This is a genomic window from Pseudomonas sp. UW4 (assembly GCF_000316175.1).
GTDB lineage: Bacteria > Pseudomonadota > Gammaproteobacteria > Pseudomonadales > Pseudomonadaceae > Aquipseudomonas > Aquipseudomonas laurylsulfatiphila.
Map to the genome: position 1 here is coordinate 1,412,643 of NC_019670.1, position 26,641 is coordinate 1,439,283.

Here is a 26,641-nt window from a genome sequence, read left to right on the forward strand (position 1 = left end):
CTGCGTCAGCCTCCGCTGGCCCCTTTTCGACTGTGATCCACGGAATAAAAATAATGAACCAGCCCCAGTCTGCTGTAGGAAACTGCCTTGACGTGCAGTCCTTCATCAATGCTCAACCCATTTCGCGCTACCAGTGGCGTGTAGTCATCCTGTGTTTCCTGATTGTCTTTCTCGATGGCCTCGATACTGCGGCCATGGGGTTCATTGCGCCGGCTCTTTCGCAGGATTGGGGAATCGATCGCGCCAGCCTCGGCCCGGTGATGAGCGCGGCTCTGATCGGCATGGTCTTTGGTGCACTGGGCTCCGGGCCATTGGCTGACCGCTTTGGGCGAAAAGTCGTACTGGTCGGGGCGGTGTTGTTGTTCGGTGCCTTCAGCCTGGCTTCGGCCTACAGCACCAACGTCGAGCAATTGCTGGTGTTGCGCTTTTTAACCGGGTTGGGCCTGGGCGCCGGCATGCCGAACGCCACGACTCTGCTGTCGGAGTACACCCCGGAGCGCAAGAAGTCCCTGCTGGTGACCAGCATGTTCTGCGGTTTCAATCTTGGCATGGCTGGCGGTGGCTTTATCTCGGCCAAGCTCATTCCGGCCTTTGGCTGGCACAGCTTGCTGCTGATCGGTGGAGTCCTGCCGCTGATCCTCGCCGTCGTTTTGCTGTTCTGGCTGCCGGAGTCGGCGCGTTACCTGGTGGTGCGTAACCGCGGTACGGACAAAGTGCGCAGGGCACTGGCGCCGATTGACCCGACGGTGGTGGCCCAGGCGTCCAGTTTCAGCGTGCCGGAACAGAAAACCGTGAAGGCGCGCAATGTGTTTGCGGTGATCTTCTCCGGTACCTACAGCGTCGGCACCTTGCTGCTGTGGCTGACCTACTTCATGGGCCTGGTGATCGTCTACCTGCTGACCAGCTGGCTGCCGACGCTGATGCGTGACAGTGGCGCGAGCATGGAGCAGGCTGCCTTCATCGGCGCGCTGTTCCAGTTCGGTGGCGTGCTGAGCGCAGTGGGCGTGGGCTGGGCGATGGACCGGTTCAATCCGCACAAGGTCATCGGTACTTTCTACCTGCTGGCCGGGGTGTTTGCCTACGCGGTGGGGCAGAGCCTGGGCAACATCACAATACTGGCGACGCTGGTGCTGGTGGCGGGGATGTGTGTCAACGGTGCGCAATCGGCAATGCCATCGCTGGCGGCACGGTTTTACCCGACTCAGGGGCGGGCCACCGGAGTGTCGTGGATGCTCGGGATCGGCCGCTTCGGCGCCATTCTCGGGGCGTGGATGGGCGCGACGCTGCTGGGGTTGGGCTGGAACTTCGAACAAGTGCTGACGGCGCTGGTGATTCCGGCGGCGCTGGCGACTGCGGCCGTTGTGATCAAGGGCATGGTCAGTCATGCGGATGCGACATGACCGCCTGATCTGGAATCTCGAGTGAAGTTGATGGCCTCTTCGCGAGCAGGGCTCGCTCCCACAGGGGATTGCAATCAACTGTGAGAGCGAGCCTTGCTCGCGAAGTTTTGGGGGATCGGTAGTCGAGTAACAATATGTTCGATTATCGAACGGTTAGTCGATTATCGGATTGTTTGGTGTTTTGCACAGGCTTAACCTTCAGTCATTCCGGCGCTGCGCATCGGCGCCTTCTTCCACTGTCGGTTAACAACAAACGGGAGCCTGCCCCAATGGCTGAAATTCTTTCGCTGCACGACGCGGTGAAGCAATTCGTGAACGACGGCGATACGGTCGCACTCGAAGGCTTTACCCATCTGATCCCGACTGCCGCGGGTCACGAAATCATTCGCCAGGGCAAGAAAGACCTGACCCTGGTGCGGATGACCCCTGACCTGATCTACGACCAGTTGATCGGTGCCGGTTGTGCCCGCAAGCTGATTTTCTCCTGGGGCGGCAACCCGGGTGTCGGTTCCCTGCATCGACTGCGTGACGCCGTCGAGAAACAGTGGCCGCACCCGCTGGAAATCGAAGAGCACAGCCATGCCGACCTGGCCAATGCCTACGTCGCCGGTGCTTCCGGCCTGCCGTTCGCGGTGCTGCGAGCCTACGCCGGTTCCGACCTGCCGAAGGTCAACCCGCTGATCAAGTCCGTCACCTGCCCGTTCACCGGCGAAGTGCTCGCCGCCGTGCCTTCGGTGCGCCCGGACATCACCGTGATCCATGCACAGAAAGCCGACCGCAAAGGCAACGTGCTGCTCTGGGGCATTCTCGGGGTGCAGAAAGAAGCCGCACTGGCAGCCAAGCGTTGCATTGTCACCGTTGAAGAGATCGTCGACGACCTCAATGCACCGATGAACGCCTGCGTGCTGCCGACCTGGGCCTTGAGCGCGGTTTGCCACGTACCTGGCGGTGCGCATCCGTCCTACGCCCACGGTTACACCGAACGCGACAACCGTTTCTACCAGGCCTGGGACCCGATTGCCCGCGACCGTGAAACCTTCACCGCGTGGATCAACGAATACATCCACGGCAGCGCTGACTTCAGCGAGTTCCAGGCCAAACTGGCCGCCGCTTCGGAGGCGAAGTAATGACTTACACCACCAATGAAATGATGACCGTCGCCGCCGCTCGCCGCTTGAAGAACGGTTCTGTGTGCTTCGTTGGCATCGGCCTGCCGTCGAAAGCGGCCAACCTGGCGCGCCTGACGTCTTCGCCTGATGTGGTATTGATCTACGAATCGGGTCCGATCGGTGCCAAGCCGAGCGTATTGCCGCTGTCGATCGGTGACGGTGAATTGGCGGAAACCGCCGACACCGTGGTCCCGACCGGCGAGATTTTCCGCTACTGGCTGCAGGGCGGGCGCATCGACGTCGGCTTTCTCGGCGCGGCGCAGGTTGACCGTTTCGGCAACATCAACACCACCGTGGTCGGCGATTACCACGCGCCGAAAGTGCGTCTGCCAGGCGCCGGTGGCGCGCCGGAGATTGCCGGTTCCGCCAAGAGCGTGTTGATTATCCTCAAGCAGTCGGCGCGCTCCTTTGTCGACAAGCTCGACTTCATTACCTCGGTCGGCCACGGCGAGGGCGGCGATTCGCGCAAGCGTCTCGGCCTGCCAGGTGCCGGTCCGGTCGGCATCATTACTGACCTGTGCATCATGGAGCCGGAAGCCGGCACCCATGAGTTCGTGGTCACTGCACTGCACCCGGGTGTGACCCGCGAGCAAGTAGTCGCCGCCACCGGTTGGGCAATCCGTTTTGCCGACAACGTTGAGCAAACCGCCGAGCCGACCGACGTCGAACTGACCGCTCTGCGCGATCTCGAAGCCCGTACCGCAGCGGCCCACGGCCAAGCCCCCGGAGAAGCGTGATGCGTGACGTTTATATCTGCGACGCGATTCGTACCCCCATCGGCCGTTTCGGCGGCGGTCTGTCGACGGTGCGTGCCGATGACCTGGCCGCCGTGCCGATCAAGGCCTTGATGGAGCGCAACCCGTCGGTGGACTGGAGCGCCGTGGACGAGGTGTTCCTCGGCTGCGCTAACCAGGCCGGCGAAGACAACCGCAACGTCGCGCGCATGGCGCTGCTGTTGGCGGGGCTGCCGCAAAGCATTCCCGGCGTGACCCTCAACCGCCTCTGCGCTTCGGGCATGGATGCCATCGGCACCGCGTTCCGCGCGATCGCCAGCGGCGAGATGGAGCTGGCGATTGCCGGCGGCGTCGAGTCGATGTCCCGCGCACCGTTCGTGATGGGCAAGGCTGACGCGGCGTTCTCGCGCAACATGAAACTCGAAGACACCACCATCGGCTGGCGCTTCATCAACCCGCTGATGAAAGCCCAGTACGGCGTGGACGCGATGCCGCAGACCGCTGACAACGTGGCCGACGATTACAACGTCTCCCGCGAAGACCAGGACGCCTTTGCCCTGCGCAGCCAGCAGCGCACCGCCGTCGCGCAAGCTGCCGGGTACTTCGCCGAAGAAATCGTCGAGGTGCGGATTGCCCACAAGAAGGGTGAAACCGTGGTCAGCCAGGACGAACACCCTCGCGCCGACACCACCCTGGAAGCCCTGACCAAACTGAAACCGGTCAACGGCCCCGACAAAACCGTCACCGCCGGCAACGCCTCGGGTGTGAACGACGGTGCCGCCGCATTGATCCTGGCCTCGGCCGAAGCCGTGAAGAAACACGGCCTGACCGCCCGCGCCAAAGTGCTGGGCATGGCCAGCGCCGGAGTTGCACCGCGGGTGATGGGCATCGGTCCGGTGCCCGCGGTGCGCAAACTGACCGAGCGCCTCGGCGTGGCAGTCAGCGATTTCGATGTGATCGAACTCAACGAAGCCTTCGCCAGCCAGGGCTTGGCGGTTCTGCGTGAACTGGGGATCGCCGACGATGCCGCCCAGGTCAACCCGAACGGTGGCGCTATTGCCTTGGGCCATCCGTTGGGCATGAGTGGTGCGCGTCTGGTACTGACGGCGTTGCATCAGCTGGAAAAGACCGGCGGCAAGAAAGGACTGGCGACCATGTGCGTCGGTGTCGGCCAGGGTCTGGCTTTGGCAATCGAACGGGTCTGACACACCCTGTCGGCTAATAAGAACTGAGGAAAGAGTAATGACTGACAAGCCTGGTTACCGTCGCCCGCAGGAGGGTACTCAGCCGGAGTACCTGCATCCGACCTATCAATCCACCAACCTGCGCTCGCCGTCCAAGCCGTTGGTGTTTCTGCCCCATTCGTTGTCGGAAATCACCGGGCCAACCGTCGGCGCCGAGCGCGTCAACGAGAAGGACAATGACCTCACCGCTCAGCACGAAGGTCAGCCACAGGGCGAGCGCATCATCATTCACGGCCGCGTGCTGGACGAAAACGGTCTGCCGGTTCCGGGGATTCTGGTGGAGATCTGGCAGGCCAACGCCGCCGGTCGCTATGCCCATGCCCGCGACCTGCACGATGCGCCCCTGGACCCGAACTTCACCGGCACCGGCCGTACCGTGACCGACGCCGATGGCTGGTACCAGTTCCAGACCATCAAGCCCGGTGCGTATCCGTGGGGCAACCACCACAACGCCTGGCGTCCGGCGCACATCCACTTCTCGCTGTTCGGGCCGAGCATCCTGACGCGCCTGGTGACGCAAATGTATTTCCCGGGCGACCCGCTGCTGGCGTACGACCCGATCTACAACTGCGTGCCTGATACCCGCGCCAAAGAGCGCTTGATTGCCTCGTTCGATCTGGAAAAAACCATCCCGTCCTATGCCCTCGGTTATCGCTGGGACATCGTTTTGCGCGGCCGCGACGCCACGCCGATGGAGAAATAAGATGACGCTGACTGCGACCACGTCCCACACCGTCGGGCCGTACTACCACATCGGCCTGACCTGGCTGAACCGCGAAGACCTGACCGTCGAACAAACCCTGGGCGAGCGCGTGGCGATCACCGGGCAAGTGCTCGACGGCAATGGCGACATCGTCAACGACGCGATGCTGGAAGTCTGGCAGGCCAACGCCGCGGGCAAGTATGACCATCCGGAGGACGACCAGGAAAAACCCCTGGACCCGAATTTCGAAGGCTTTGGCCGGGTGCCGGTGGATGCCGAAGGGCGTTTTCGTTTCACTACCATCAAGCCGGGAACGGTCGAGGGGCTCAAAGGCACGACTCAGGCACCGCACCTGGTGGTGCTGGTGTTTGCCCGTGGTCTGGTTAAGCACCTGCTGACACGGATCTACTTTGAGGGTGAGGCGGCCAACGTGAACGATCCGCTGCTGGAATGCGTGCCGGCCGAGCGTCGCGGTACCTTGCTGGCCAGGAAGGATGCGTCGGGTGTCTATCAGTGGAATGTGATTCTGCAAGGCACTGATGCGGAGACGGTGTTCTTCGATTATTGAATGAACACCGCAAAACCTGTGGGAGCGGCGGTGGATTTGTGTTGCCGATCTATCTGTGGAACGGGGCTGTTGCAAGGCGTGTCTAGACTCTGACTGTCTCCGTTGAGTGAAAAACAATGACAACGACCACCGCTATACACCGGTGAGGAGCTCAGCAAGCGGATCTTCGCCATCGTCGGTGCCTCGTCCGGCAATCTGGTCGAATGGTTCGACTTCTTGCCGAAACAGGCGAAGTATCTGCATCACGATCTTTGATCTTCATGCGCGGGTCGCAAAGGCCCGCGCCTTCAGGAACTGCTTATGAACCAGCGACCGGGCAATCAATTATTCGATGCCTATTTCACTACCCGCGATATGCGTGAAGTGTTCTGCGATCAGGGGCGGGTCCAGGCCATGCTCGATTTCGAAGCGGCACTGTCCCGGGCACAAGCGCGAGTCGGCTTGATACCATCGAGTGCAGTCGCGCCGATTGAGGCGGCTTGCAGCGCCGGGCTCTACGACTTTGCGGCGTTGGGTGAGGCGATTGCCACGGCGGGTAACTCGGCGATTCCGTTGGTCAAGGCGCTGGGCAAGCAGATCGCTGCGCAGAATGCCGAGGCCGAGCGTTACGTGCATCTGGGCGCGACCAGCCAGGATGTGATGGACAGCGGCCTGGTGCTGCAATTGCGTCGTGCGCTGGAGCTGATCGAAAGTGATCTGGCGCAGCTGGGACATGTCCTCGCGTCCCAGGCCCGGCAATACGCGACCACACCATTGGCCGGGCGCACCTGGTTGCAACATGCAACGCCGGTGACCCTCGGCATGAAAATCGCCGGTTGGCTGGGCGCCGTGACCCGCAGTCGCCAACGCCTGGCCGAATTGAAACCGCGTTTGCTGGTGCTGCAATTCGGCGGTGCGTCCGGCACCCTCGCGGCACTTGGCGAGCAGGCCATGCCGATTGCCCAGGCACTGGCCGAAGAGCTGAAACTGACCTTGCCCGAGCAACCGTGGCACACCCAGCGCGATCGCGTGGTGGAGTTCGGCGCGGTGCTCGGGTTGATCGCCGGCAGTCTCGGCAAACTCGGTCGCGACGTCAGCCTGCTGATGCAAACCGAAGCCGCCGAAGTGTTCGAACCTTCGGCGCCGGGCAAGGGCGGTTCCTCAACCATGCCGCACAAGCGCAATCCGGTGGGCGCGGCGGTGTTGATCGGCGCGGCGACGCGTGTACCCGGTTTGCTCTCGACACTGTTCAGCGCCATGCCCCAGGAACACGAGCGCAGTCTCGGACTGTGGCATGCCGAGTGGGAAACCCTGCCGGAGATTTGCTGCCTGGTGTCGGGCAGCCTGCAGCAAGCTTTGCTGATCGCCCAGGGACTGGAAGTGGATGCCGGGCGCATGGCGCACAACCTCGATCTGACCCAGGGCCTGGTGCTCGCCGAAGCGGTGAGCATCGTCCTCGCCCAACGGGTCGGCCGCGATACCGCACACCATCTGCTCGAACGCTGCTGCAAACGCGCGGTGGCCGAACAGCGTCACCTGCGTGCGGTGCTCGGCGACGAACCGCATGTGACCGCCGAGCTGTCGGCGGCTGAACTCGATCGTCTGCTGGACCCTGCCCATTACCTCGGCCAGGCCCAAACCTGGGTCGAGCGGGCGGTGGCCGAACATTCTGCATTGACTGCCTGAAGGAGAATTGCTGTGGCTTTTGTACAACTCGCCGAGGGCGAACTGCATTATCAACTGGATGGACCGGTCGATGCGCCGGTGCTGGTGCTGTCCAACTCTTTGGGCACCGACCTGCACATGTGGGACGCGCAAATCCCGGCGTTCTCCAAGCATTTTCGCGTGTTGCGTTTTGACACTCGCGGCCATGGCCAGTCATTGGTGACACCGGGGCCTTACAGCATCGAGCAACTGGGCCACGACGTGCTCGCCTTGCTGGATGCCTTGCACATCGAATGCGCACATTTCTGTGGCTTGTCCATGGGCGGGCTGATTGGCCAGTGGCTGGGGATCAATGCCAGCGAGCGCCTGAACAAGCTGATCGTGTGCAACACTGCAGCGAAAATCGGCGATCCGACAGTGTGGAACCCGCGTATCGAAATGGTCCTGCGTGATGGCCAGGCGGCCATGGTTGCCTTGCGCGATGCCTCGATTGCCCGCTGGTTCACTCCGGACTTCTCTGCCGCCAACCCGGCGGCGGCCAAGCAGATTACCGACATGCTCGCGGCCACTTCGCCCGAAGGCTATGCGGCCAATTGCGCGGCGGTGCGTGATGCCGATTTCCGCGATCGGTTGTCCTCGATCAAGGCGCCGTTGCTGGTGATTGCCGGGACCGAAGACGCGGTGACGCCGCCATCCGGTGGGCATTTCATTCAGGAGCATGTGCGCGGGGCCGAGTACGCCGAGTTCTACGCCGCGCATTTGTCCAACGTCCAGGCAGGCAATGCGTTCAGCGAGCGTGTGCTGGCGTTTCTGTTGGCTGATTGAGGGGATTCTCGTGGACGAAAAACAACGTTATGACGAGGGCATGAAGGTCCGTCGCGCGGTCCTTGGAGACGCGCATGTCGATCGCAGCCTGACGACCCTGACCGAGTTCAACTCGGAGTTTCAGGAGATGATCACCCGCCACGCCTGGGGCGACATCTGGACCCGCCCGGGCCTGCCGCGCCATACCCGCAGCCTGATCACCATCGCCATGCTGATCGGTATGAACCGCGAGGGCGAGCTCAAACTGCACCTGCGCGCCGCCGCCAACAACGGCGTGAGTCGTGGCGAGATCAAGGAAGTGATCATGCAGAGCGCTATCTACTGCGGCATTCCGGCGGCCAATGCGACTTTCCACCTGGCCGAGTCGGTGTGGGATGAGTTGGGGGTCGAGTCGCGGGAGTAAGCGGTAAAACGGTGAACAACCTGTGGGAGCGAGCTTGCTCGCGATGGCGTCGGCACATTCACTATTGATGTCGCCTGATACACCGCCATCGCGAGCAAGCTCGCTCCCACATTTGTTTTGTGTTTACAGCAAACTGATCGGATAGCTGATGATCAACCGGTTCTCATCGAACTCGTTATTGCTGTAATCCCGGCGCATGGTCGAGTTGCGCCATTTCAGATTCAAGTCTTTCAGCACGCCGCTCTGCACGGTGTAGCCCAGTTCCGATTCACGTCCCCATTCCTTGCCGTCGGTGATGTTGCCGGTGTGCACATTGTCGCCGCTGATATAGCGGTTCATCAGGGTCAGGCCCGGTACGCCAAGGGCGGCGAAGTTGTAGTCGTGGCGTACTTGCCAGGATTTCTCCCGGGCATTGTCGTAGCTGGAGTTGTAGCTGTCGTTGGCCAGAGTGCCGCCGCTGGTGCCGTTGACCCGCATCCAGGCGCTGTCGCCGGTGAGTTTCTGCAGGCCGACGTAGAAGGTGTTGCCGCCGTACTTGGCCGAGAACAAACCGTACAGGGTTTTGTTGTCCAGCTCGCCGGCCTGGGCGCTGCCGTCATCCTTGCCGTAGAAGAAACCCAGGTTGGCGCCCAGGGTCCAGTCGCCAAGCGGTTGGCTGTGGATCAGGTTGACGAATTGCTGGCTGTAGATGTCCTTGAGCTCGGCGTTCCACAGACCAATCTGGGTGCGCTTGTCATTGAACACGTACTCACCGCCCTGGAAGTTAAAGCGGTCGGAGGTGAACGCAGCTTTGCCGGTCATCGACATGTCGCTCATGCTGCTGTCATCGCGCGGGCTGTTGGCGCGGAACTGGCCGCCGTACAACGTTAGTCCGTTGATTTCTTTCGAGGTGATCTGACCGCCACGGAAGGTTTGCGGCAGCGAACGACCATCGTCCGAACGCAGGATCGGCAGCACCGGCATCCATTCGCCAACCTTCACTTCTGTCTGGGACAGCTTCGCTTTGAACGCCACGTTGGTGCGGCCGAAGTTGTCCGCCGGGCGGCCGTCATGGTCCAGCGGCAGCAGTTGCGTACCGCCGGTGCCTTTGCCGCCGTCGAGCTTCACCGAATACAAACCCAGCACATCCATGCCGAAGCCGACAGTGCCCTGGGTGAACCCGGATTTGGCATCGAGGATGAAACTCTGCGTCCACTCCTCAGCCTTGCCCTGGGCCTTGGTCGGGTTGGTGAAGTTGCGATTGATGTAGAAGTTGCGCAGGTTCAGGTTGACCTTGGCGCCCTCGACAAAACCCGATTCCTCGGCGCTGGCGGGCAGGGCCGCGCAGGCGAGGGCAATGGCAATCAGGCTGGGAACGAAGTACGGCGCGGGAGTAGGCGTCATGGGTCGGGTCTCTCTAATTCTTGGGGATGAAACGCGGTGATGCCGCAACCCGCGGGTTGCAGACGAACAGTCGAAATCATGAAAAGCGAAGCGAATCAGCCGGGGAGGGCAGGGCGCGGGGGCATGGCGTCGAACCTGTTGTTATTGGTTTTGTGGTTCGGATGGTGCGTGGAATGTACTGAATGGTTCAATCAGCGAAAGCAGGTTTTGGGCGATTATCGAACGAAAGTGTGTTCGTGCGAATTAGTATTTGTTTCGATTTTTCAAGTTTCATGTGTGTGGGCTGTTGTCAACCATTAGACCTGATAGTTGTCGTGAGGAATTTCATGAGTTAGGTTTTTATCGTGTTGCCCAAGGGTGATTAACTAACGCTTTAAACAGGAGATTGCCATGAAGATTTCAAGGTCGGAGAAAGGATGGCCAGTTACTGATAGGGGAGATGTACCGCCTATATCGGGAAGGTTGAATGGAATTCTCAGGGTTCAAGACGAAGGAACTATTGGTGTTGGAGCGACGGATTTATATTTTTATTGGATCAAGGACCCCGCCTATTTTTTTCTGCTCGTAGAGGACAGCAGAATCGATATGGAGTTGACTCTCAGAGGTGACAAGCTCGAGCAAGGAAAAACATACGTTATTGATATGAAGAACCCTAGTGATGTGGAGGCGACGTTCCTTTGGGATGGTTCTAAGGGACATTCTCAATCGGACAAGGTCGGGACGCTAAATGTCACGCTCATTACTCCAGGAGATGATTTTGATGAAATCGACGGGTATTTTGAATTTGAATATACAGAGATGGGTGTTGGATTTGAGCGGAAAGTAGAATTTTTCTGTCAGAGTTTTTCGATCAAAGTGCCGAAATTAATGTCGTGAAAGTGCGGGTTTTTTGATTTGTTCGGTATGTTGAAGTTGTGAAGTTGATATGGGTAAGTGTGTTGGCTGCTCAAGGCGAGTGCCAATAAATACCCGCGCCATGGAGCACATATAGCTCAATGGCGTGGGTTTTTTGGTATTGCCAGATCAGAACATCTTCATCTTCGGTGCTTCTTCCTTCAGCGGCTCGTTCTTCGCCGTCTGTTCGTTCCAGCCACCACCCAGTGCCTTGTACAGGTTGACCTGACTGATCAGCTGCGCCAGGCGATCGGTGATCAGATTCTGTTCGGAGTTGAACAGCTGACGTTGGGCATCGAGGAACGTCAGGTTGCTGTCGACACCGATGCGATAACGACGCTCGGCCAGGCGGTAGTAGTCCTGGTTGGCGCTGACCAGATTACGCTGTGCCTGTACCTGGTCGGTATAGGTCCCGCGTGCGGCCAGGCCGTCGGCGACTTCCTGGAAGGCCGTTTGAATGGACTTCTCGTAGTTCGCCACACCAATGTCTTTCTGGATCTTCGAGTAATCCAGGCTGGCGCGCAGGCTGCCGGCGTTGAAGATCGGCAGGTTGATCTGCGGCTGGAACAGCCAGGTACCCGAACCGCCCTTGAACAGGCCGGACAGGTCCGGGCTCAGGGTCCCGGCGTTGGCGGTCAGGCTGATGCTCGGGAAGAACGCTGCCCGTGCCGCGCCGATGTTGGCGTTGGCCGCCTTGAGGTTGTGCTCGGCCTGGAGGATGTCCGGACGACGTTGCAGCAAGTCCGACGGCAGGCCGGCCGGTACTTCGGCCAACAGATCGTCGTTCAACGGTTTGGCCGCTGGCAGGTTGGCCGGGACGCCGGTACCCAACAGCAGTACCAGGCTGTTTTCATCCTGGGCGACCTGGCGGGTGTAACGGGCCAGTTGCGCACGGGCGTTTTCCACCGAGGTCCGCGACTGCGCCAGGTCCAGTGCCGAGGCGACTCCCACTTCGTTGCTGCGCGCGGTGAGCTTGTAGCTCTCCTCGAACGCGGCGAGGGTGTCCTGGGTGACTTTCAGCAGTTCCTTGTCGGCCTGCCAGGTCAGGTAGGCGTTGGCGACGCTGGCCACCAGGCTGAGTTGCGTGCTGCGCCGGCCTTCTTCGGTGGCGAAGTACTTCTGCAACGCTTCCTCGTTCAGGCTGCGAACCCGACCGAACAGGTCGAGTTCGTAGGCGTTGACGCCAACCGTTGCCGAGTAGGAACTGGTGATGCCGGCTTCGCCGGTCTGCGAAGCGTTAGCCGGAAGGCGCTGACGGCTGCCGGTGCCGTTGGCCGAAACGGCCGGGAACAGGTCGGCGCGGGAGATGCGGTACTGAGCCGCAAAGGCGTCGATGTTCAGGGCTGCGACACGCAGGTCACGGTTGTTTTCCAGGGCGACCTGGATCAGCTGTTGCAGCGCCGGGTCATGGAAAAACTGCTTCCAGCCCTGCTCGGCCGCCGCTTGCGCCGGTGCCTGGGCCGGCGAATACGCCGGGCCCTGCGGGTATTGCCCCGCCACCGGTGCTTCAGGCTGCTGATAATCAGGTATCAGCGAGCAGCCACCGAGCACGAAGGCGGCGACTGCCAGGGAGAGTAGCGACTTGCTCATTAGCCAGCCTCTTTAGGAGTTTCAGTAGCGTCATCCTGGTCGGCAATCTTACGCTGGCCAATGGACGACACGGTGACGAAGAACAGCGGGACCCAGAAGATCGCCAGCACAGTGGCCGTGATCATACCGCCGATCACGCCGGTACCGATCGCATGCTGGCTACCCGAACCTGCGCCCGTGGATATCGCCAGTGGTACCACGCCCAGAACGAAGGCGAGGGAGGTCATGATGATCGGTCGCAGACGCATGCGGCAGGCTTCGATTGCCGCGTCGCGCAGGCTACGCCCCTGTTCGTGCAGTTCCTTGGCAAATTCGACAATCAGAATGGCGTTTTTCGCCGCCAGACCGATAGTCGTCAACAGGCCTACCTGGAAGTACACGTCGTTGGACAAGCCGCGCAGGCTGGTGGCCATCAGTGCACCGATGATCCCAAGCGGTACCACCAACATCACCGCGATCGGAATCGACCAGCTTTCATACAACGCCGCCAGGCACAGGAACACCATCAGCAGCGACAGGGCGTACAGCGCCGGCGCTTGCGAACCGGACAGACGTTCCTCGTACGACAGGCCGGTCCAGGAAATACCGACACCGGCCGGCAGCTTCCTGGCAATGGCTTCGACTTCGAGCATGGCTTCACCGGTGGAGTAACCCGGTGCCGGGGCGCCGAGGATTTCCATCGCTTCCACGCCGTTGTAACGGGCCAGTTTCGGCGAACCGTAGATCCACTCGCCCTTGGCGAATGCCGAGAACGGCACCATGGTTCCCTGGGCGTTGCGCACGTACCACTTCTGCAAGTCTTCCGGGCCCATTCGAGAGCCTGGCTGGCCTTGCACGTAAACCTTCTTCACCCGACCACGGTCGATGAAGTCGTTGACGTAGCTACTGCCCAGGGCAATCGACAGGGTGTTGTTGATGTCGGCGATGGTAATGCCCAGGGCACTGGCCTTCTCGTCATCGATTTCCAGTTGGTATTGCGGTTCGTCGTTCAGGCCGTTCGGACGCACCTGAGACAGGATCTTGCTTTGTGCGGCCATGCCAAGGAACTGGTTGCGCGCTTCCATCAGTTTTTCGTGGCCGATACCGGCGCGGTCCTGCAGGAACACGTCGAAACCGGTGGCGTTACCCAACTCCAGTACCGCCGGCGGTGCAAAGGCGAACACCATGGCATCGCGGAAGGTGAAGAAGTGCTGCTGGGCACGGGCCGCCACCTTGAACACGTTGTTGTCGGCGTTACGTTCGTCCCACGGACGCAGCATGATGAACGCCATACCCGAACTCTGGCCACGGCCGGCGAAGTTGAAACCGGTCACGGTAAACACCGAGTTCACCGCATCGCCTTCGCCGCCATCCTTGCCCGGGCGCAGCAGGAATTCACGCATTTCATCCACGACCACCTGGGTACGCTGGGCTGTGGAGCCGGCCGGGGTTTGCACCTGGGCGAACAGTACACCCTGGTCTTCTTCCGGCAGGAACGCCGTTGGAATGCGGGTGAACAGCCAGATCATGCCCACCACGATCAGCAGGTACGCCAGCAGGTACGGGATCTTGCGCTGCAGGATATTGCCTACACCGCGTTCGTAGCCGCGCACGCCGCGGTCGAAATTGCGGTTGAACCAGCCAAAGAAACCACGCTTGGGTACGCCGTGCTCGCCTTTCGGAATCGGCTTGAGCATGGTGGCGCAGAGCGCCGGGGTGAAGATCAGCGCAACCAGTACCGACAGGGCCATGGCCGAAACGATGGTGATCGAGAACTGCTTGTAGATCACACCGGTGGAGCCGCTGAAGAACGCCATTGGCAGCAGAACCGCCGACAACACCAGGGCGATACCGACCAGTGCGCCCTGGATCTGGCCCATGGACTTCTTGGTGGCTTCCTTCGGTGACAGGCCTTCTTCGCTCATCACCCGTTCGACGTTTTCCACCACGACGATGGCGTCGTCCACCAGCAAGCCGATGGCCAGCACCATACCGAACATGGTCAGGGTGTTGATGCTGAAACCGGCGGCCGCGAGGATCCCGAATGTACCGAGCAATACCACCGGCACGGTCATCGTGGTGATCACGGTGGCGCGGAAGTTTTGCAGGAACAGGAACATCACCAGGAACACCAGCGCGATCGCTTCGACCAGGGTGTGCACCACACCTTTGATCGACTCGGTCACCACCGGCGTGGTGTCGTACGGGAACACCACTTCCATCCCTTGCGGGAAGAACGGCTTGAGGTTGTCGATGGTCGCGCGCAGGGCCTTGGCGGTATCGAGCGCGTTGGCACCGGTGGCCAGTTTCACCGCCAGGCCGGAAGCCGGGGCGCCGTTGAACTGGGCGTTGATGCTGTAGTTCTCGCCACCCAGGCCGACTTCGGCAACATCTTTGAGGCGAACCTGGGAGCCGTCCTTGTTGACCTTGAGCAGGATCTTGTCGAATTGCTCCGCGGTCTGCAGGCGGGTCTTGCCGATGATCGTCGCGTTCAACTGGGTGCCGGGCAGGGCAGGCAGGCCGCCGAGCTGACCGGACGACACCTGGACGTTTTGCGCCGCGATGGCGGTCTTGACGTCGATCGGGGTCAGGTTGTAGTTGTTCAACTTGGCCGGGTCGAGCCAGATACGCATGGCGTATTGCGAACCGAACACCTGGAAGTCACCGACACCGGCGGTCCGCGAGATCGGGTCTTGCATGTTCGACACGATGTAGTTGGACAGATCGTCCTTGGTCATGCTGCCGTCACGCGACACCACGCCGATCACCAGCAGGAAGTTCTTCACCGCCTTGGTGACGCGGATACCTTGCTGTTGCACTTCCTGCGGCAGCAGCGGGGTGGCCAGGTTCAGCTTGTTCTGCACCTGAACCTGTGCGGTGTCGGAGTTGGTGCCTTGCTCGAAGGTCGCGGTAATGGTCATGGTGCCGTCGGAGTTACTTTCCGACGAGACATAACGCAGGTTGTCGATACCGTTGAGCTGTTGCTCGATCACCTGAACCACGGTGTCCTGAACCGTTTGTGCCGAAGCACCCGGGTAAGTCACGGAAATGGCGATCGCCGGAGGCGCAATGCTCGGGTACTGGTTGATCGGCAAGCGCAGGATCGATAGTGCCCCGACCAACATGATCACCAGGGCAATTACCCAGGCGAAAATCGGACGGTCGATAAAAAATCTCGACATGGTTTACTCCCCTTTTCCGCCAGAGGCTTTATCAGCTGTCTGAGCGGGGGCCGGGTTCTTTACGGCTACGTTGGTCGCTTCACTGGCCTTGACTTCGATGCCGGGTTTGACGAATTGCAGACCTTCGGTGATCAGGCGATCGCCGGCCTTCAGGCCATCTTCGATCAGCCACTGGTTGCCGACGGTGCGGTTGGCCTTGAGTTGACGCAGTTCGACCTTGTTGTCCGGGCCGACAACCAGAGCGGTCGGGGTACCCTTGAGGTCGCGGGTCACGCCTTGTTGCGGGGCCAGAATCGCCGCGCTGTTCACACCGGCCAGCAACTTGGCGTGCACGAACATGCCCGGCAGAAGGGTGTGGTCAGGGTTCGGGAAAATGGCGCGCAGGGTGACGGAACCGGTGGTCTGGTCAACCGAGATTTCGGAGAACTCCAGCTTGCCGTCCAGCTTGTACTCGCTGCCGTCTTCCAGGGTCAGCTTGACCGAGGCCGCGTTGTCGCCGGCTTTTTGCAGGCGACCGCTTTCCAGCTCGCGGCGCAGTTGCAACAGCTCGACCGAAGACTGCGTCACGTCGACGTAGATCGGGTCGATTTGCTGAATCACCGCCATCGCATCGACCTGGGCATTGCTGACCAGCGCGCCTTCGGTCACCGAGGAGCGGCCGATGCGGCCGGTCAGCGGGGCATAGACCTTGGTGTAGCGCACGTTGATCTGTGCCGTTTGCAGTGCGGCTTCCGATTGCAGACGGTTGGCCACGGCGGTGTCGTATTCCTGACGGCTTACAGCCTGCTCGTCGACCAGTTGCTTGTAGCGGTCGGAAATCGACTTGGTCGAGCGCAGGTTGGCTTCGGCGCTTTTCAATGTCGCTTCATAGACCGACGGATCGATCTGATAGAGCTGCTGGCCGGCCTTGACGTCGCTGCCTTCCTTGAACAGGCGCTTGAGAATGATGCCGTTGACCTGAGGACGGACTTCGGCAATGCGGAACGCACTGGTACGGCCGGGCAGATCGGATGTCAGGGTGAACGCTTGCGGTTGCAGAGTCACGACGCCGACCTGAGGCGGTGGGGCGGCCGGCGCTGCCTCTTCCTTTTTGCATCCGCTGAGCAGCGATGCCAGGGCGACGGCGGCGACCAGAGCGGTAACAGCTGGCTTGAATTGCATGAAAATCCTCGGGTCAGGCGCGCAACGTGCGCACTAGAAAGGTGGAAGGTTGAAATATGGTTGCCGAGTGGATAAGTAGCTTGCTAAGTAATATACTTACGTACATGGTTGTTTGTAAATACCCAGGCTGTGTATCAAGGTCGTTACAAAGCCCGTTACACAAGCCGTTGAAAGGTTGGAATTGTAGGCCGGGGACGAACCCCCAGAACGTTCGCCCCACTTTTATTCAGCTGATATTCAGACATCGCTGAAGCACCCTGATTGAGGTTGTACTGCCATGGTCCGTCGTACCAAAGAGGAAGCTCAGGAAACCCGCGCGCAAATTCTCGTGGCGGCCGAAAAGGCCTTTTACGAGCGAGGCGTGGCGCGTACGACCCTGGCGGATATCGCCACCCTGGCCGGTGTCACTCGTGGGGCCATTTACTGGCATTTCAGCAACAAGGCCGATCTGGTGCAGGCCATGCTCGACACCTTGCATGAACCGCTGGAAGAAATGGCCAAGGCCAGCGAGAGTGAAGACGAACTCGATCCCTTGGGCTGCATGCGCAAGCTGCTGATTCATTTGTTTCATCAAATTGCGCTGGACCCGAAAACCCGACGCATCAATGAGATTCTTTTTCATAAGTGCGAATTCACCGATGAAATGTGCGACCTGCGCCAACAGCGTGTGTCAGCCAGCCTCGAATGCAACGTGCGAATCGGTCTGGCCCTGAGCAATGCCGTCAATCGAGGGCAGTTGCCGGAAAATCTCGACACCGCCCGCGCCGCGATCAGCTTGCATGCTTATATTGACGGCATCCTGTACCAGTGGTTGCTGGCCCCCGACAGTTTTGAATTGCACACCGAAGCCGAACGATGGGTCGATACCGGGCTGGACATGCTGCGCTTGAGCCCCAGCCTGCGCAAATGAAACAAAATGAAAAACTGGCTCCCGGCAAGTCAACCGTTGAAATCCCCCCGAGGATCATTTTGCTTCATGCGCCTTTTTGTAATGGGGTGCTTTTATATATGGGCTCGTGTCGGGTTGATAGCTATCAAGCTACATAATTTGTAGGGATTTTGTATCGAGCTTGCATGGGGCATGAACTTCGAACGGATACCACCGCTCGTGATAAAGAACCCCGGCTTTGCGAGTCGGGGTCTGGAATGTGGCGAAAAAAGACATCAGTAAGCTGGTCTGATACGTTTTTTCATCGGCGTATTTTTTGTCTGATTGATATTAACCGATTATCAGGTCGACGCTAAAACTGAAGGGCGCCTCTTCATTCTTTTTCACGATGTTGGCAGTGACTTTATATGAGCTGCTGCTGTTTCCGGATCGCGTTATTTTTTTTGTCCAGATTGGATTCAGGGTTGGATGCAGGAATCCGTAACCCACTGAAACTGTCAGCTGAATAGCTAACGTGCAAATTAATCCATCTTCGGTGATGTAAGAGAACTCTTGCAGGATCGGAGGGAACTTCCTTTTTTTGTAATGAATTCCATTACTGGAGAAGTCCCGAAAGTATGGAAGTTCGAGAGTTTGCTCATCGTTCATTTCGATTTCGAAGTCTGACAGCGACGTTCCGGTCAAATCCCAGCCTGCTTTCAAGAGCCGGATCGTGCCATTAGTGTTGTTGGCGATGTTGATGGTCATCACGGTGTACTTATCAGGGAATTTGCTGGCTGAGGCAGAAAAGCTGAAGTCTCCAGCTTCATATTCTGTTTGTGCAATGATTTGGGGCGCATGTATCGGGCCGTTGTTATCCATGCTGTTAATCCTTTAAAGTTTTTCAGGGGCTTTCCATAGCGCTCGATATGTTGTGACGAGGCGTTGTGAAGTATTAAGTTGTTTTTTGAGTTTGTCTGGGTTTTAGTTGTAAGTTTGTATGCAAGTGGGTGTGGGTGTGGGTGTGATACTGGTTTGAATGGCAGGTAAGTAGTCAGGGGTTTAAGTCTGGCAAGCGGGTTTTAGCTTATTTAAAGCAAAAAAAGCCCGGCGTCCGAAACGCCGGGCTTTTTGAGTTTGCGCAGTCTTACAATGTTGGATAGTCGATGTAACCAACCGGGCCCTTGGCATAGAACAGTTCCGGGCGCGCTTCGTTCAGCGGCGCGTCGGCCTGCAAGCGTGCCGGCAGGTCAGGGTTGGCAATGAAAGGTACGCCGAAGGCAACTGCATCGGCCTTGCCGCTGGCGAGCAACGCATTAGCGCTGTCCTTGGTGAAACGCTCGTTGGCAATGTAGGGGCCGCCGAAGGCTTCCTTGAGTTGTGGGCCGAGGCTGTCGGCACCTTCTTTCTCGCGCGAGCAGATGAAGGCGATGCCACGCTTGCCCAGTTCGCGAGCGACGTAGGTGAAAGTTTCAGCCAGGTTGTCGTCGCCCATGTCATGCAGGTCGGCGCGTGGTGAAAGGTGCACACCTACACGGCCGGCGCCCCAGATTTCGATGGCGGCGTCAGTCACTTCCAGCAGCAGGCGGGCACGGTTTTCCAGGGAGCCGCCATAGTTGTCGGTGCGCTGGTTGGTGCTGCTTTGCAGGAACTGGTCGAGCAGGTAACCGTTGGCGGCGTGGATTTCCACACCGTCGAAGCCGGCGGCCTTGGCGTTCTCGGCACCGACGCGGTAAGCGTCGACGATGTCGGCGATTTCAGCGGTTTCCAGGGCGCGCGGCACCGGGAAGTCGGCCAGCGGACGAACCAGGCTGACGTGGCCTTTGGGCTGGATGGCACTCGGGGCGACCGGTGCTTCATCGTTCAGGTACAAACCGTGGGAAATGCGACCCACGTGCCACAACTGCAGGAAGATCTTGCCGCCCGCGCCATGGATGGCCTTGGTCACGTTGGACCAGCCACGTACCTGATCGTTGGACCAGATGCCCGGGGTGTCCGGGTAGCCGACGCCCATCGGTGTCACCGAAGTCGCCTCGCTGAGGATCAGCCCGGCGGACGCACGCTGCACGTAGTACTCGGCCATCAGCGCATTGGGTACGCGGCCTTCGTCGGCGCGGCAGCGGGTCAGCGGTGCCATGATGATGCGGTTGGCCAACTCGAGGTCGCCCAGTTTGATTGGATCGAAAATAGTCGTCATGAAGTACAACCCTCGTGAGGTTTCAGGTGATTAGTGGGTAGCAGGAGCCAGATCGGGGTTGCCGCTCTGGCGGAAAGTAATTAGGGTCACCAGCAGGGCGAGTACCGCCAGTACGGCTGCCGCGAGCGGCACGCTGGTCAGGCCGAAGCCGTGGGCGATCACACTGCCGCCGACCCAGGCACCCAGGGCGTTGCCGATGTTGAAAGCGCCGATGTTCAGGGTCGACACCAGGTTCGGTGCGGCTTTGCCGAAGGTCACCACGTTCACTTGCAGCGCCGGTACGGCGGCGAAGCACGCGGTGGCCCAGAGGAACAGGGTGATTTCGGTCGGGATCAGGGCGACGCTGGTCCAGGTCAGCACGGTGGACACCACGGCCATGGTCACGAACACACCGATCAGGGTCGCGGCCATGCCTTTGTCGGCCAGCTTGCCGCCGATGATGTTGCCTACCGTCAGGCCCAGACCGATGAGCATCAGGGTCCAGGTCACGCCACGGGGCGAGACCCCAGTGACTTCGCCCAACAGCGGCGCGACGTAGGTGAACAGGGTGAACACCGAGGCGGCGAACAACGCGGTCATGCTCAGGGACAGCCAGATGCCAGCGCCCTTGAGTGCGGCCAGTTCGGCGCGCATGTCGAGTTTTTCTTCATCGCGCTTGGCCGGCAGGAAGCGGATCAGACCGATCAGTGCAATCACACCGATCACGGTCACGGCCCAAAAGGTCGAACGCCAGCCGGCTTCCTGGCCGAGGGCGGTGCCCAGCGGTACGCCGAGGACGTTGGCCAGGGTCAGGCCGGTGAACATCAGGGCCACGGCCGAGGCACGTTTGTTCGCAGGCACCAGGCCGGCAGCCACCACCGAACCGATGCCGAAGAAGGCGCCGTGGCACAGCGCGGTGACCACACGGGCAAACATCAGCACGTTGTAGTCGCCCGCTACTGCGCAGAGCAGGTTGCCGATAATGAAGATGCCCATCAACGCCACCAGGGCGGCCTTGCGCGGCAGCCTGGCGGTGGCCAGCGCCATGAACGGCGCACCGATGGCCACGCCCAGGGCGTAACCGGTCACCAGCCAGCCGGCACCGGGAATCGATACACCGAGGTCGGCCGCCACGTTGGGCAGCAGGCCCATGATGACGAACTCGGTGGTGCCGATGGCGAAAGCGCTCAAGGCCAGGATGAGTAGCGAGAGGGGCATTGTTTAATTCCTTTTGGCTGACTGACGTGGGGGGGCGTTCTCAATTGGTTTTCCCGGCGTTATGTGAAAACCAATTGAGAACGCCCCCACAGGATCAGAGCTCTTTACTGAAGGTTTTGAGGAACTCCTGAATGGTTTCCTCATTGCGTTTGAAAAAATGCCACTGGCCGACTTTGCGGCTGCTGATCAGGCCGGCGCGTTGCAGGGTCGCCAGGTGTGCCGACACCGTGGACTGCGACAGGCCGCAACGTTGATCGATCTGCCCGGCGCAAACGCCGTGCTCGTTGCTGTGGGACTGGTCGGGAAATTCGACGGTCGGGTCCTTGAGCCAGTGCAGGATTTCTCGCCGTACTGGGTGTGCCAGGGCTTTTATTATTTCGTCGAGATTGATGGTCATGATGTGGGCTCGTGATGTATAAAACGCTATATCGCGATGAGGCGAACTTTAAATCGGTATTTCGCGATACACAAATATGATTTGGCTCTGACCAGCTCACATTTCGGTATATCGAGTTATAACGATACATTGAGTGTAACAAGACAAGGGGGCAGTGCTAAGCTGCGCCCATGAACTATCTCGCACATCTTCACCTCGGTGGCCAGCGTCCCGGCCAATTGCTCGGCAGCCTGTATGGCGATTTCGTCAAGGGGCGACTGCAAGGGCAGTTCGCACCGGACATCGAGGGGGCTATCCAGTTGCACCGCAGCATCGACGTGTTCACCGATCGCCATCCTCTTGTGGATGTCGCGTTGTCGCGTTTTTCCCAGACCCGTCGCCGCTATGCGGGGATCGTGCTCGACGTGTTTTTCGACCATTGCCTGGCCCGGGACTGGAGGCTGTATGCCGACCGGCCGCTGGAGCTGTTCACCTCGGACGTTTATCGCGTGCTGTCCAGCGAGCGGCAACTGCCGGAGCGGCTGGCGAAAATTGCGCCGCACATGGTGGCCAATGACTGGTTGGGCTCGTATCAGGAATTTGAAGTACTGGAGCAGGTGTTGCGCGGGATCTCGCGGCGCCTGACCCGGCCGGAGGAACTGGCGGCGGCGATGCAGGAGTTGCGACGGTTGTATGAACCGTTGAGCGAGGACTTTCGGTTGTTCTATCCGCAGTTGCAGGATTTCGCCCGGAACTATCCAGCAACTTAAAACCACTGTGGGAGCGGGCTTGCCCGCGATAGCGGATCAACATTCAACGATGATGCTGAATGACCCACCGCTATCGCGAGCAAGCTCGCTCCCACAGGGTATTTCAGTGAATCAAGGATCGCGTCACGCCGCAATGGCAGGGCGCATCGGTGCTCGCTGAGGTTCAACGACAGTCCCAAACAACGCCTTCTGCACCGCCTGCTGCGCCTCGAACGCCAGTGCCGCGCGCTCCCGGCCTTCACAGGCGATTGGCTTGAGCAGATGAATCTCCACGCCGCCACGGTCATTGGCGAACAGACGCATCAGGTGCGAGAGCAGATCATCGTCGCCAATGAACGGCGCCAGCGCGCAAGGCTGGCCGTCACGCACATAACGGATCGCCACCGGCTGCAGCGCCACTTCGGAGTCGATGGCGGCGGACAGCAGGCGACCATGGAAGGTGCGCAGCGAACGGCCATCGGTGGTGGTGCCTTCCGGGAACATCAGCAGTGGGTAGGCTTGTTCCAGATGGCGGGTCATTTGCTTGCGGATCAACTGGCTGTCACCCGCGCCACGACGGATGAACAGGCTGCCGGCCTTGGCCGCCAACCAGCCGGCCACCGGCCAGGTGCGCACTTCGGCCTTGGACAGGAACGACAGCGGCGTGAGCATGCCCAGCAGCGGAATGTCGGTCCAGGACACATGGTTGCTGACCCAGAGCATCGGTGTCTTCGGCAGCTCGCCGTGGACGGTCACGTCAAAGGGCAGGGCGTTGCCCAGGCGGGCCATGAAAAATCGCGACCAGCGCTGACGACGCGCCATCGAATGGGCCAGGCCCAGGCGTTCGAACACGCCGAACACACTGGCCATGCCCAGGCCCAGCGTCACCACCATCAGCACTCGCGCGATTCGCGCGTACACCCGCAACCGGCTCATTACACAGCCGCCTTGAAGTGTTTGGCGTAGCGCGGGCAGAGTTCGTCGCGCTTGAGCAGGATGAATACGTCGGCGACCTGGAAGTCTTCGTCCCAGCAAGGCTCGCCGCAGATCTTCGCGCCCAGGCGCATGTAGGCCTTGAGCAGTGGTGGCATTTCGGCAATTACGTTGGACGGGATGTCCAGGCTTGGCAGCGGGTTTTTCGGCTCGGCGCGCAGGTGTTCGGTGCACAGGTAGCGTTCGCGCAGACGCTGCATGATCGCGTGGGCCTGCACGCCGCCATCCTGCATCGGAATGCTCGCGCAACCCATCAGGTAGCTGTAGCCGCCCTGGTTCAGGACTTCGGCCAGTTCACCCCAGAGCACGGCGATGGTGCCGCCGTTGCGGTAGGCCGGGTCGACGCAGGTGCGACCGATTTCCAGGATCGGGCCTTGCAGGTGTACCAGGCCGTGGAGGCTGAATTCTTCTTCGCTGTAGAACTTGCCCAGGCTGCTGGCAGCCGTGTGGTCGAGCAAACGGGTGGTCGCCACCAGACGCCCGGTGTTCAGGTCACGCACGCCGATGTGGGCGCAGTGAACGTCGTAGTCATCCATGTCCAGACCCCGTTCAGCGCCCTTGAGCTTGGCGTTGAATTCACCGCTGAACACGTTGAAACGCAAGGCCTGGGCTTCCTGCAGTGCCTCTGCGCCCACCAGGCGCTCGGCTTGCAGGCGGCGTTCGTTGGCGGTGTCGCTGATGCGGGCGATCTGAGTCATGGCGAATCTCCGTGCGGGCTGCTCACCCGTCTTTGGGCTACAGCGAATCGACTTTCTTTGTCTAGCCGTGTTGTGCAAAGTCAGGCTATGTAGCCCCGGTGTCATCGCCATTAAGCTTTGGTGATGCTTATATGACAGCCCACGAGGAGCCTCTTATGCCCTGGCAAACCCTGTTGAACCGCCGTGATCGCTTGCCCGCCAACCCGGACCTGGCCGAAGGTTTCGCGACTTTGTTGCAGCAGCTGGGCACGGTCGCGCCGTTTGAATTGGCCGTGCTGGGCGGGCGGCTGATGGCAACGCCGGGGCTGGCGTTTCTGGTGGGGTATCAAGCGGCATTGCGCATGCTCTGGCCGAGCGCGCCACTGAGCCTCGGCGCCTTGTGCGCCACGGAACAGCGCAGCCTGCGACCGGCCGACATGCAAACCCGCCTGAGCGGTTTGCGTCTGAGCGGACGCAAGGATTTCGTCACTGCCGGCGATGCCGCCGACTGGTTGCTGGTGGCTGCACGCTGCGAGGAGCCCGGCGCCGACCCGCGCTTGAGCCTGGCGGTGATCTATCGCGATGAGCCGGGCGTGCGGCTGGAAAAACTGGCGCCGATCCCGTTGATGCCGGACATCAGCCACGGCCGGTTGTTTCTGGATAATGCCTTGTGCGAATTGCTCGCCGGGGACGGCTGGGATGCATACGTCAAACCGTTTCGCACGCTGGAAGACATCTATGTACTGAGCGCCATGACGGCGTGGCTGTATGGGGTCGGTCAGGACTGTGCCTGGCCGCCATCCTTGCAATTGCGTCTGCTGGGGCTGTTGGCAGGGTGCGCGGAGGCCAGCCGCCAGCCACCGACCAGTCTGGCCGGGCATGTGGTGCTTGGCGGGTTGTTCGCGCAGTTTGATGCGCTCAAGACTGAGGTGAATGAGGCCCTGGCCGATGGGCCGCCGGAGTGGGCGGCGATGTGGCAGCGCGATCAAGCGGTGATGGATCTGGCGGCGGGGGCCCGGGGGAAGAGGTTGGCCAAGGCACTTTCCGGATATTCACTGGATTGACCGGCCCCTTCGCGAGCAGGCTTGCTCCCACATTGGAAATGCATTCCCCTGTGGGAGCGAGCCTGCTCGCGAAGACAGCCTCAACAGCAACACAAATCCAGGAACTGTCATCAACCTCGACTAGGCTCGGCAAGTTCAATCTCCGAGCCCCCGCCATGCCCAAAGGCTTGTCCCTGATTTTCCTGATGTTGCTCAGCTTCACGGCCCAGGCCGAGTACTGGCCCGCCGAGCAATGGCCGACTGCCCCGACGCCGACCGGCCCGGCGCTTCAAGCCCTGGAGGCCTACGCCTTCCCGTCCCGCGATGACGGCACTCGCCAGGGCATTCGCACCGATGCCTTGCTGGTGATTCGCGACGGCCAGTTGCTCTACGAGCGCTACGCCGGCCCGACGACGGCCGAGACGCCGCACCTGACCTGGTCGATCAGCAAGAGCCTGATGGCCGCCGTCCTTGGTGTGGCCTATGGCGAAGGTTTGTTCAAACTCGGTGATCCGGTGGCGAAGTTTTATCCGCCCCTGCAAAAACATCCCGATATGACCATGGTCGACTTGCTGCACTGGGCTTCAGGCCTGGACTGGCAGGAGGACTACGAATATGCACCGCTGAAATCTTCGGTGGTGGCCATGCTCTACACCCGCGGGCGCCACGACATGGCCGGGTTCACTGCGGCGCATGCTGCGTACGCCGCGCCGGGTCAGGCCTTTCGTTACTCCAGCGGTGACAGCAACCTGTTGTCCGCCGCGCTGAAAACCATCGTCGGCCCCGACCGCTATCCCGACTATCCATGGACTGCGGTGTTCGAACCGCTGGGCATTCGCCACGCCGTTTGGGAAACCGATGCCACCGGCACGTTCGTCGCGTCGTCCTATGCCTACCTGACGGCACGGGATCTGGCCCGGGTCGGTCTGTTGATGGCCCGCGAGGGGCGCTGGGGAGACAGGCAACTGCTGCCCAAGGACTGGGTGGCGTTCAACCGCGAGCCGTTCGCTCATTATCATGCCCGGCAAGACGATGCCGTCCCCGGCGGCCAGTGGTGGCTCAATCGAGCGGTTGAGGGCGCGCCACAACCCTGGCCCGATGCCCCCGCCGATACCTTCGCGGCGCTGGGGCATTGGGGGCAGGCGATGTATGTGATCCCCAGTGAACAGCTGGTGATCGTCCGCTACGGCGATGACCGCGACGGCAGTTACCGGCACAACGAATTGCTCAGGCTCGCGCTCAAGGCCTTTGCCGGGAAGGTGCAGCCATGACCGGGTTCATCCGTCGTCGACCGGTCAGTTCGCTATTGCTGATTGCACTGATTGCCTTGCTCGGCTGGATCTGGCACGAGCGTGAGGCGCTGTGGGCGTTCCCCGACATCATCAGCGCCTACACCGCCAAGGAATATTGTTCGTGCCGCTACGTGATGGGTAACGATACCCAGTACTGCCACGGCTATGTGAAGCAATGGCTGCCCACCAGTGGCTTTATCGATGACCCGAGCGCCAGACGCGTAACGGTCAGCGGCATGGGGCGCAGCAACAGCGCCGTGTGGATCGGCGAGCGCCAGGGTTGTCGCTTGGAGCCTTGATCACGCTGAAATGGTGAGATCTGGCGAGGGCTCTTGTGGCGAGGGGGCTTGCCCCCGTTGGGTCGCGAAGC

25 protein-coding genes and 1 pseudogene are annotated in these 26,641 nt (G+C 60.5%); 16 read left to right on the top strand and 10 right to left on the bottom strand.

Annotated features, from left to right (window positions below):
- Positions 1 to 53 precede the first annotated feature (53 nt).
- The 10 genes and pseudogenes from PPUTUW4_RS06140 (at position 54) to pcaC (ending at position 8,690) form a co-directional block, all read left to right on the top strand.
- The gene (locus tag PPUTUW4_RS06140; protein ID WP_015093846.1) at positions 54 to 1,400 is read left to right on the top strand and encodes an MFS transporter; all 1,347 of its coding nucleotides are present in this window, start codon (positions 54 to 56) and stop codon (positions 1,398 to 1,400) included.
- 269 nt (positions 1,401 to 1,669) lie between these two features.
- Positions 1,670 to 2,527 (top strand): CoA transferase subunit A, encoded by an 858-nt coding sequence (locus tag PPUTUW4_RS06145; protein WP_007976681.1) that lies wholly within the window; start codon positions 1,670 to 1,672, stop codon positions 2,525 to 2,527.
- A complete protein-coding gene (locus tag PPUTUW4_RS06150) occupies positions 2,527 to 3,306 on the top strand; it encodes a CoA-transferase subunit beta (protein ID WP_015093847.1) in 780 nt (259 codons plus the stop codon). The genes PPUTUW4_RS06145 and PPUTUW4_RS06150 overlap by 1 nt, the downstream gene beginning before the upstream one ends.
- Positions 3,303 to 4,508, top strand: coding sequence for a 3-oxoadipyl-CoA thiolase (gene pcaF / locus PPUTUW4_RS06155; RefSeq protein ID WP_177325094.1), 1,206 nt, complete (start codon positions 3,303 to 3,305; stop codon positions 4,506 to 4,508). Before PPUTUW4_RS06150 ends, pcaF begins: the two co-directional genes overlap by 4 nt.
- 37 nt (positions 4,509 to 4,545) lie before the next feature.
- Complete coding sequence (pcaH, locus tag PPUTUW4_RS06160) at positions 4,546 to 5,250, top strand: protocatechuate 3,4-dioxygenase subunit beta (RefSeq protein ID WP_007976686.1); 705 nt, start codon at positions 4,546 to 4,548, stop codon at positions 5,248 to 5,250.
- 1 nt (position 5,251) lies between these two features.
- Complete coding sequence (gene pcaG / locus PPUTUW4_RS06165) at positions 5,252 to 5,818, top strand: protocatechuate 3,4-dioxygenase subunit alpha (protein ID WP_015093849.1); 567 nt, start codon at positions 5,252 to 5,254, stop codon at positions 5,816 to 5,818.
- A 129-nt stretch (positions 5,819 to 5,947) separates the two neighbouring features.
- Positions 5,948 to 6,034, top strand: a pseudogene (locus PPUTUW4_RS30120) (hypothetical protein); the annotation flags it as partial.
- Positions 6,035 to 6,118: 84 nt separating this feature from the next.
- The gene (locus PPUTUW4_RS06170; RefSeq protein ID WP_015093850.1) at positions 6,119 to 7,483 is read left to right on the top strand and encodes a 3-carboxy-cis,cis-muconate cycloisomerase; all 1,365 of its coding nucleotides are present in this window, start codon (positions 6,119 to 6,121) and stop codon (positions 7,481 to 7,483) included.
- A 12-nt stretch (positions 7,484 to 7,495) separates the two neighbouring features.
- Entirely contained in the window at positions 7,496 to 8,287 is a 792-nt protein-coding gene (pcaD, locus tag PPUTUW4_RS06175; protein ID WP_015093851.1) for a 3-oxoadipate enol-lactonase, read from the top strand.
- Positions 8,288 to 8,297: 10 nt separating this feature from the next.
- Positions 8,298 to 8,690 carry a 4-carboxymuconolactone decarboxylase gene (pcaC, locus tag PPUTUW4_RS06180; protein ID WP_007976697.1) on the top strand — a complete coding sequence of 131 codons (393 nt, stop codon included), beginning with the start codon at positions 8,298 to 8,300 and terminating at the stop codon, positions 8,688 to 8,690.
- A 123-nt stretch (positions 8,691 to 8,813) separates the two neighbouring features.
- On the opposite strand, the gene PPUTUW4_RS06185 is transcribed toward pcaC, so the two are convergent.
- Entirely contained in the window at positions 8,814 to 10,073 is a 1,260-nt protein-coding gene (locus PPUTUW4_RS06185) for an OprD family porin (RefSeq protein ID WP_015093852.1), read from the bottom strand.
- Positions 10,074 to 10,463: 390 nt separating this feature from the next.
- Between PPUTUW4_RS06185 and PPUTUW4_RS06190 the strand changes: the two genes are divergently transcribed.
- Entirely contained in the window at positions 10,464 to 10,949 is a 486-nt protein-coding gene (locus PPUTUW4_RS06190; RefSeq protein ID WP_015093853.1) for a hypothetical protein, read from the top strand.
- A 147-nt stretch (positions 10,950 to 11,096) separates the two neighbouring features.
- Here PPUTUW4_RS06190 and emhC read toward each other — a convergent pair whose 3' ends face one another.
- The 3 genes from emhC to emhA are packed head-to-tail and all read right to left on the bottom strand — an operon-like array spanning position 11,097 to position 16,879.
- Positions 11,097 to 12,557: an efflux RND transporter outer membrane subunit EmhC gene (gene emhC / locus PPUTUW4_RS06195; RefSeq protein WP_015093854.1), complete on the bottom strand. Its 1,461-nt coding sequence runs from the start codon at positions 12,555 to 12,557 to the stop codon at positions 11,097 to 11,099.
- Complete coding sequence (emhB, locus tag PPUTUW4_RS06200; protein ID WP_015093855.1) at positions 12,557 to 15,718, bottom strand: efflux RND transporter permease subunit EmhB; 3,162 nt, start codon at positions 15,716 to 15,718, stop codon at positions 12,557 to 12,559. The genes emhC and emhB overlap by 1 nt, the downstream gene beginning before the upstream one ends.
- A 3-nt stretch (positions 15,719 to 15,721) precedes the next feature.
- Positions 15,722 to 16,879 (bottom strand): efflux RND transporter periplasmic adaptor subunit EmhA, encoded by a 1,158-nt coding sequence (gene emhA / locus PPUTUW4_RS06205; protein ID WP_015093856.1) that lies wholly within the window; start codon positions 16,877 to 16,879, stop codon positions 15,722 to 15,724.
- Between the two features lie 277 nt (positions 16,880 to 17,156).
- Between emhA and emhR the strand changes: the two genes are divergently transcribed.
- Positions 17,157 to 17,789: an efflux system transcriptional repressor EmhR gene (gene emhR / locus PPUTUW4_RS06210; RefSeq protein WP_015093857.1), complete on the top strand. Its 633-nt coding sequence runs from the start codon at positions 17,157 to 17,159 to the stop codon at positions 17,787 to 17,789.
- A 309-nt stretch (positions 17,790 to 18,098) separates the two neighbouring features.
- Here emhR and PPUTUW4_RS06215 read toward each other — a convergent pair whose 3' ends face one another.
- From PPUTUW4_RS06215 to PPUTUW4_RS06230, 4 genes are all read right to left on the bottom strand, one after another.
- On the bottom strand, positions 18,099 to 18,629 hold the full coding sequence (locus PPUTUW4_RS06215) for a hypothetical protein (RefSeq protein WP_015093858.1): 531 nt from the start codon (positions 18,627 to 18,629) through the stop codon (positions 18,099 to 18,101).
- A gap of 265 nt (positions 18,630 to 18,894) precedes the next feature.
- Positions 18,895 to 19,944 (bottom strand): alkene reductase, encoded by a 1,050-nt coding sequence (locus PPUTUW4_RS06220; protein ID WP_015093859.1) that lies wholly within the window; start codon positions 19,942 to 19,944, stop codon positions 18,895 to 18,897.
- Positions 19,945 to 19,974: 30 nt separating this feature from the next.
- Positions 19,975 to 21,141 (bottom strand): MFS transporter, encoded by a 1,167-nt coding sequence (locus tag PPUTUW4_RS06225; RefSeq protein ID WP_007976713.1) that lies wholly within the window; start codon positions 21,139 to 21,141, stop codon positions 19,975 to 19,977.
- Between the two features lie 94 nt (positions 21,142 to 21,235).
- On the bottom strand, positions 21,236 to 21,538 hold the full coding sequence (locus PPUTUW4_RS06230) for a metalloregulator ArsR/SmtB family transcription factor (RefSeq protein ID WP_007983055.1): 303 nt from the start codon (positions 21,536 to 21,538) through the stop codon (positions 21,236 to 21,238).
- Positions 21,539 to 21,708: 170 nt separating this feature from the next.
- On the opposite strand from PPUTUW4_RS06230, the gene PPUTUW4_RS06235 reads away from it, so the two are divergent.
- Positions 21,709 to 22,287, top strand: coding sequence for an ACP phosphodiesterase (locus PPUTUW4_RS06235; RefSeq protein WP_015093860.1), 579 nt, complete (start codon positions 21,709 to 21,711; stop codon positions 22,285 to 22,287).
- Positions 22,288 to 22,410: 123 nt separating this feature from the next.
- On the opposite strand, the gene PPUTUW4_RS06240 is transcribed toward PPUTUW4_RS06235, so the two are convergent.
- Positions 22,411 to 23,202, bottom strand: a complete 792-nt coding sequence (locus PPUTUW4_RS06240; protein WP_015093861.1) for a lysophospholipid acyltransferase family protein — start codon at positions 23,200 to 23,202, stop codon at positions 22,411 to 22,413.
- The gene (gene olsB / locus PPUTUW4_RS06245) at positions 23,202 to 23,957 is read right to left on the bottom strand and encodes an L-ornithine N(alpha)-acyltransferase (RefSeq protein ID WP_015093862.1); all 756 of its coding nucleotides are present in this window, start codon (positions 23,955 to 23,957) and stop codon (positions 23,202 to 23,204) included. The genes PPUTUW4_RS06240 and olsB overlap by 1 nt, the downstream gene beginning before the upstream one ends.
- A gap of 155 nt (positions 23,958 to 24,112) precedes the next feature.
- Here olsB and PPUTUW4_RS06250 point away from each other — a divergent pair, with 155 nt between their 5' ends.
- The 3 genes from PPUTUW4_RS06250 (at position 24,113) to PPUTUW4_RS06260 (ending at position 26,570) form a co-directional block, all read left to right on the top strand.
- Positions 24,113 to 25,000 (top strand): acyl-CoA dehydrogenase family protein, encoded by an 888-nt coding sequence (locus PPUTUW4_RS06250; protein WP_015093863.1) that lies wholly within the window; start codon positions 24,113 to 24,115, stop codon positions 24,998 to 25,000.
- Positions 25,001 to 25,155: 155 nt separating this feature from the next.
- Positions 25,156 to 26,250 (top strand): serine hydrolase, encoded by a 1,095-nt coding sequence (locus PPUTUW4_RS06255; RefSeq protein WP_015093864.1) that lies wholly within the window; start codon positions 25,156 to 25,158, stop codon positions 26,248 to 26,250.
- A complete protein-coding gene (locus PPUTUW4_RS06260; protein ID WP_015093865.1) occupies positions 26,247 to 26,570 on the top strand; it encodes a hypothetical protein in 324 nt (107 codons plus the stop codon). The genes PPUTUW4_RS06255 and PPUTUW4_RS06260 overlap by 4 nt, the downstream gene beginning before the upstream one ends.
- Positions 26,571 to 26,641: the final 71 nt, after the last annotated feature.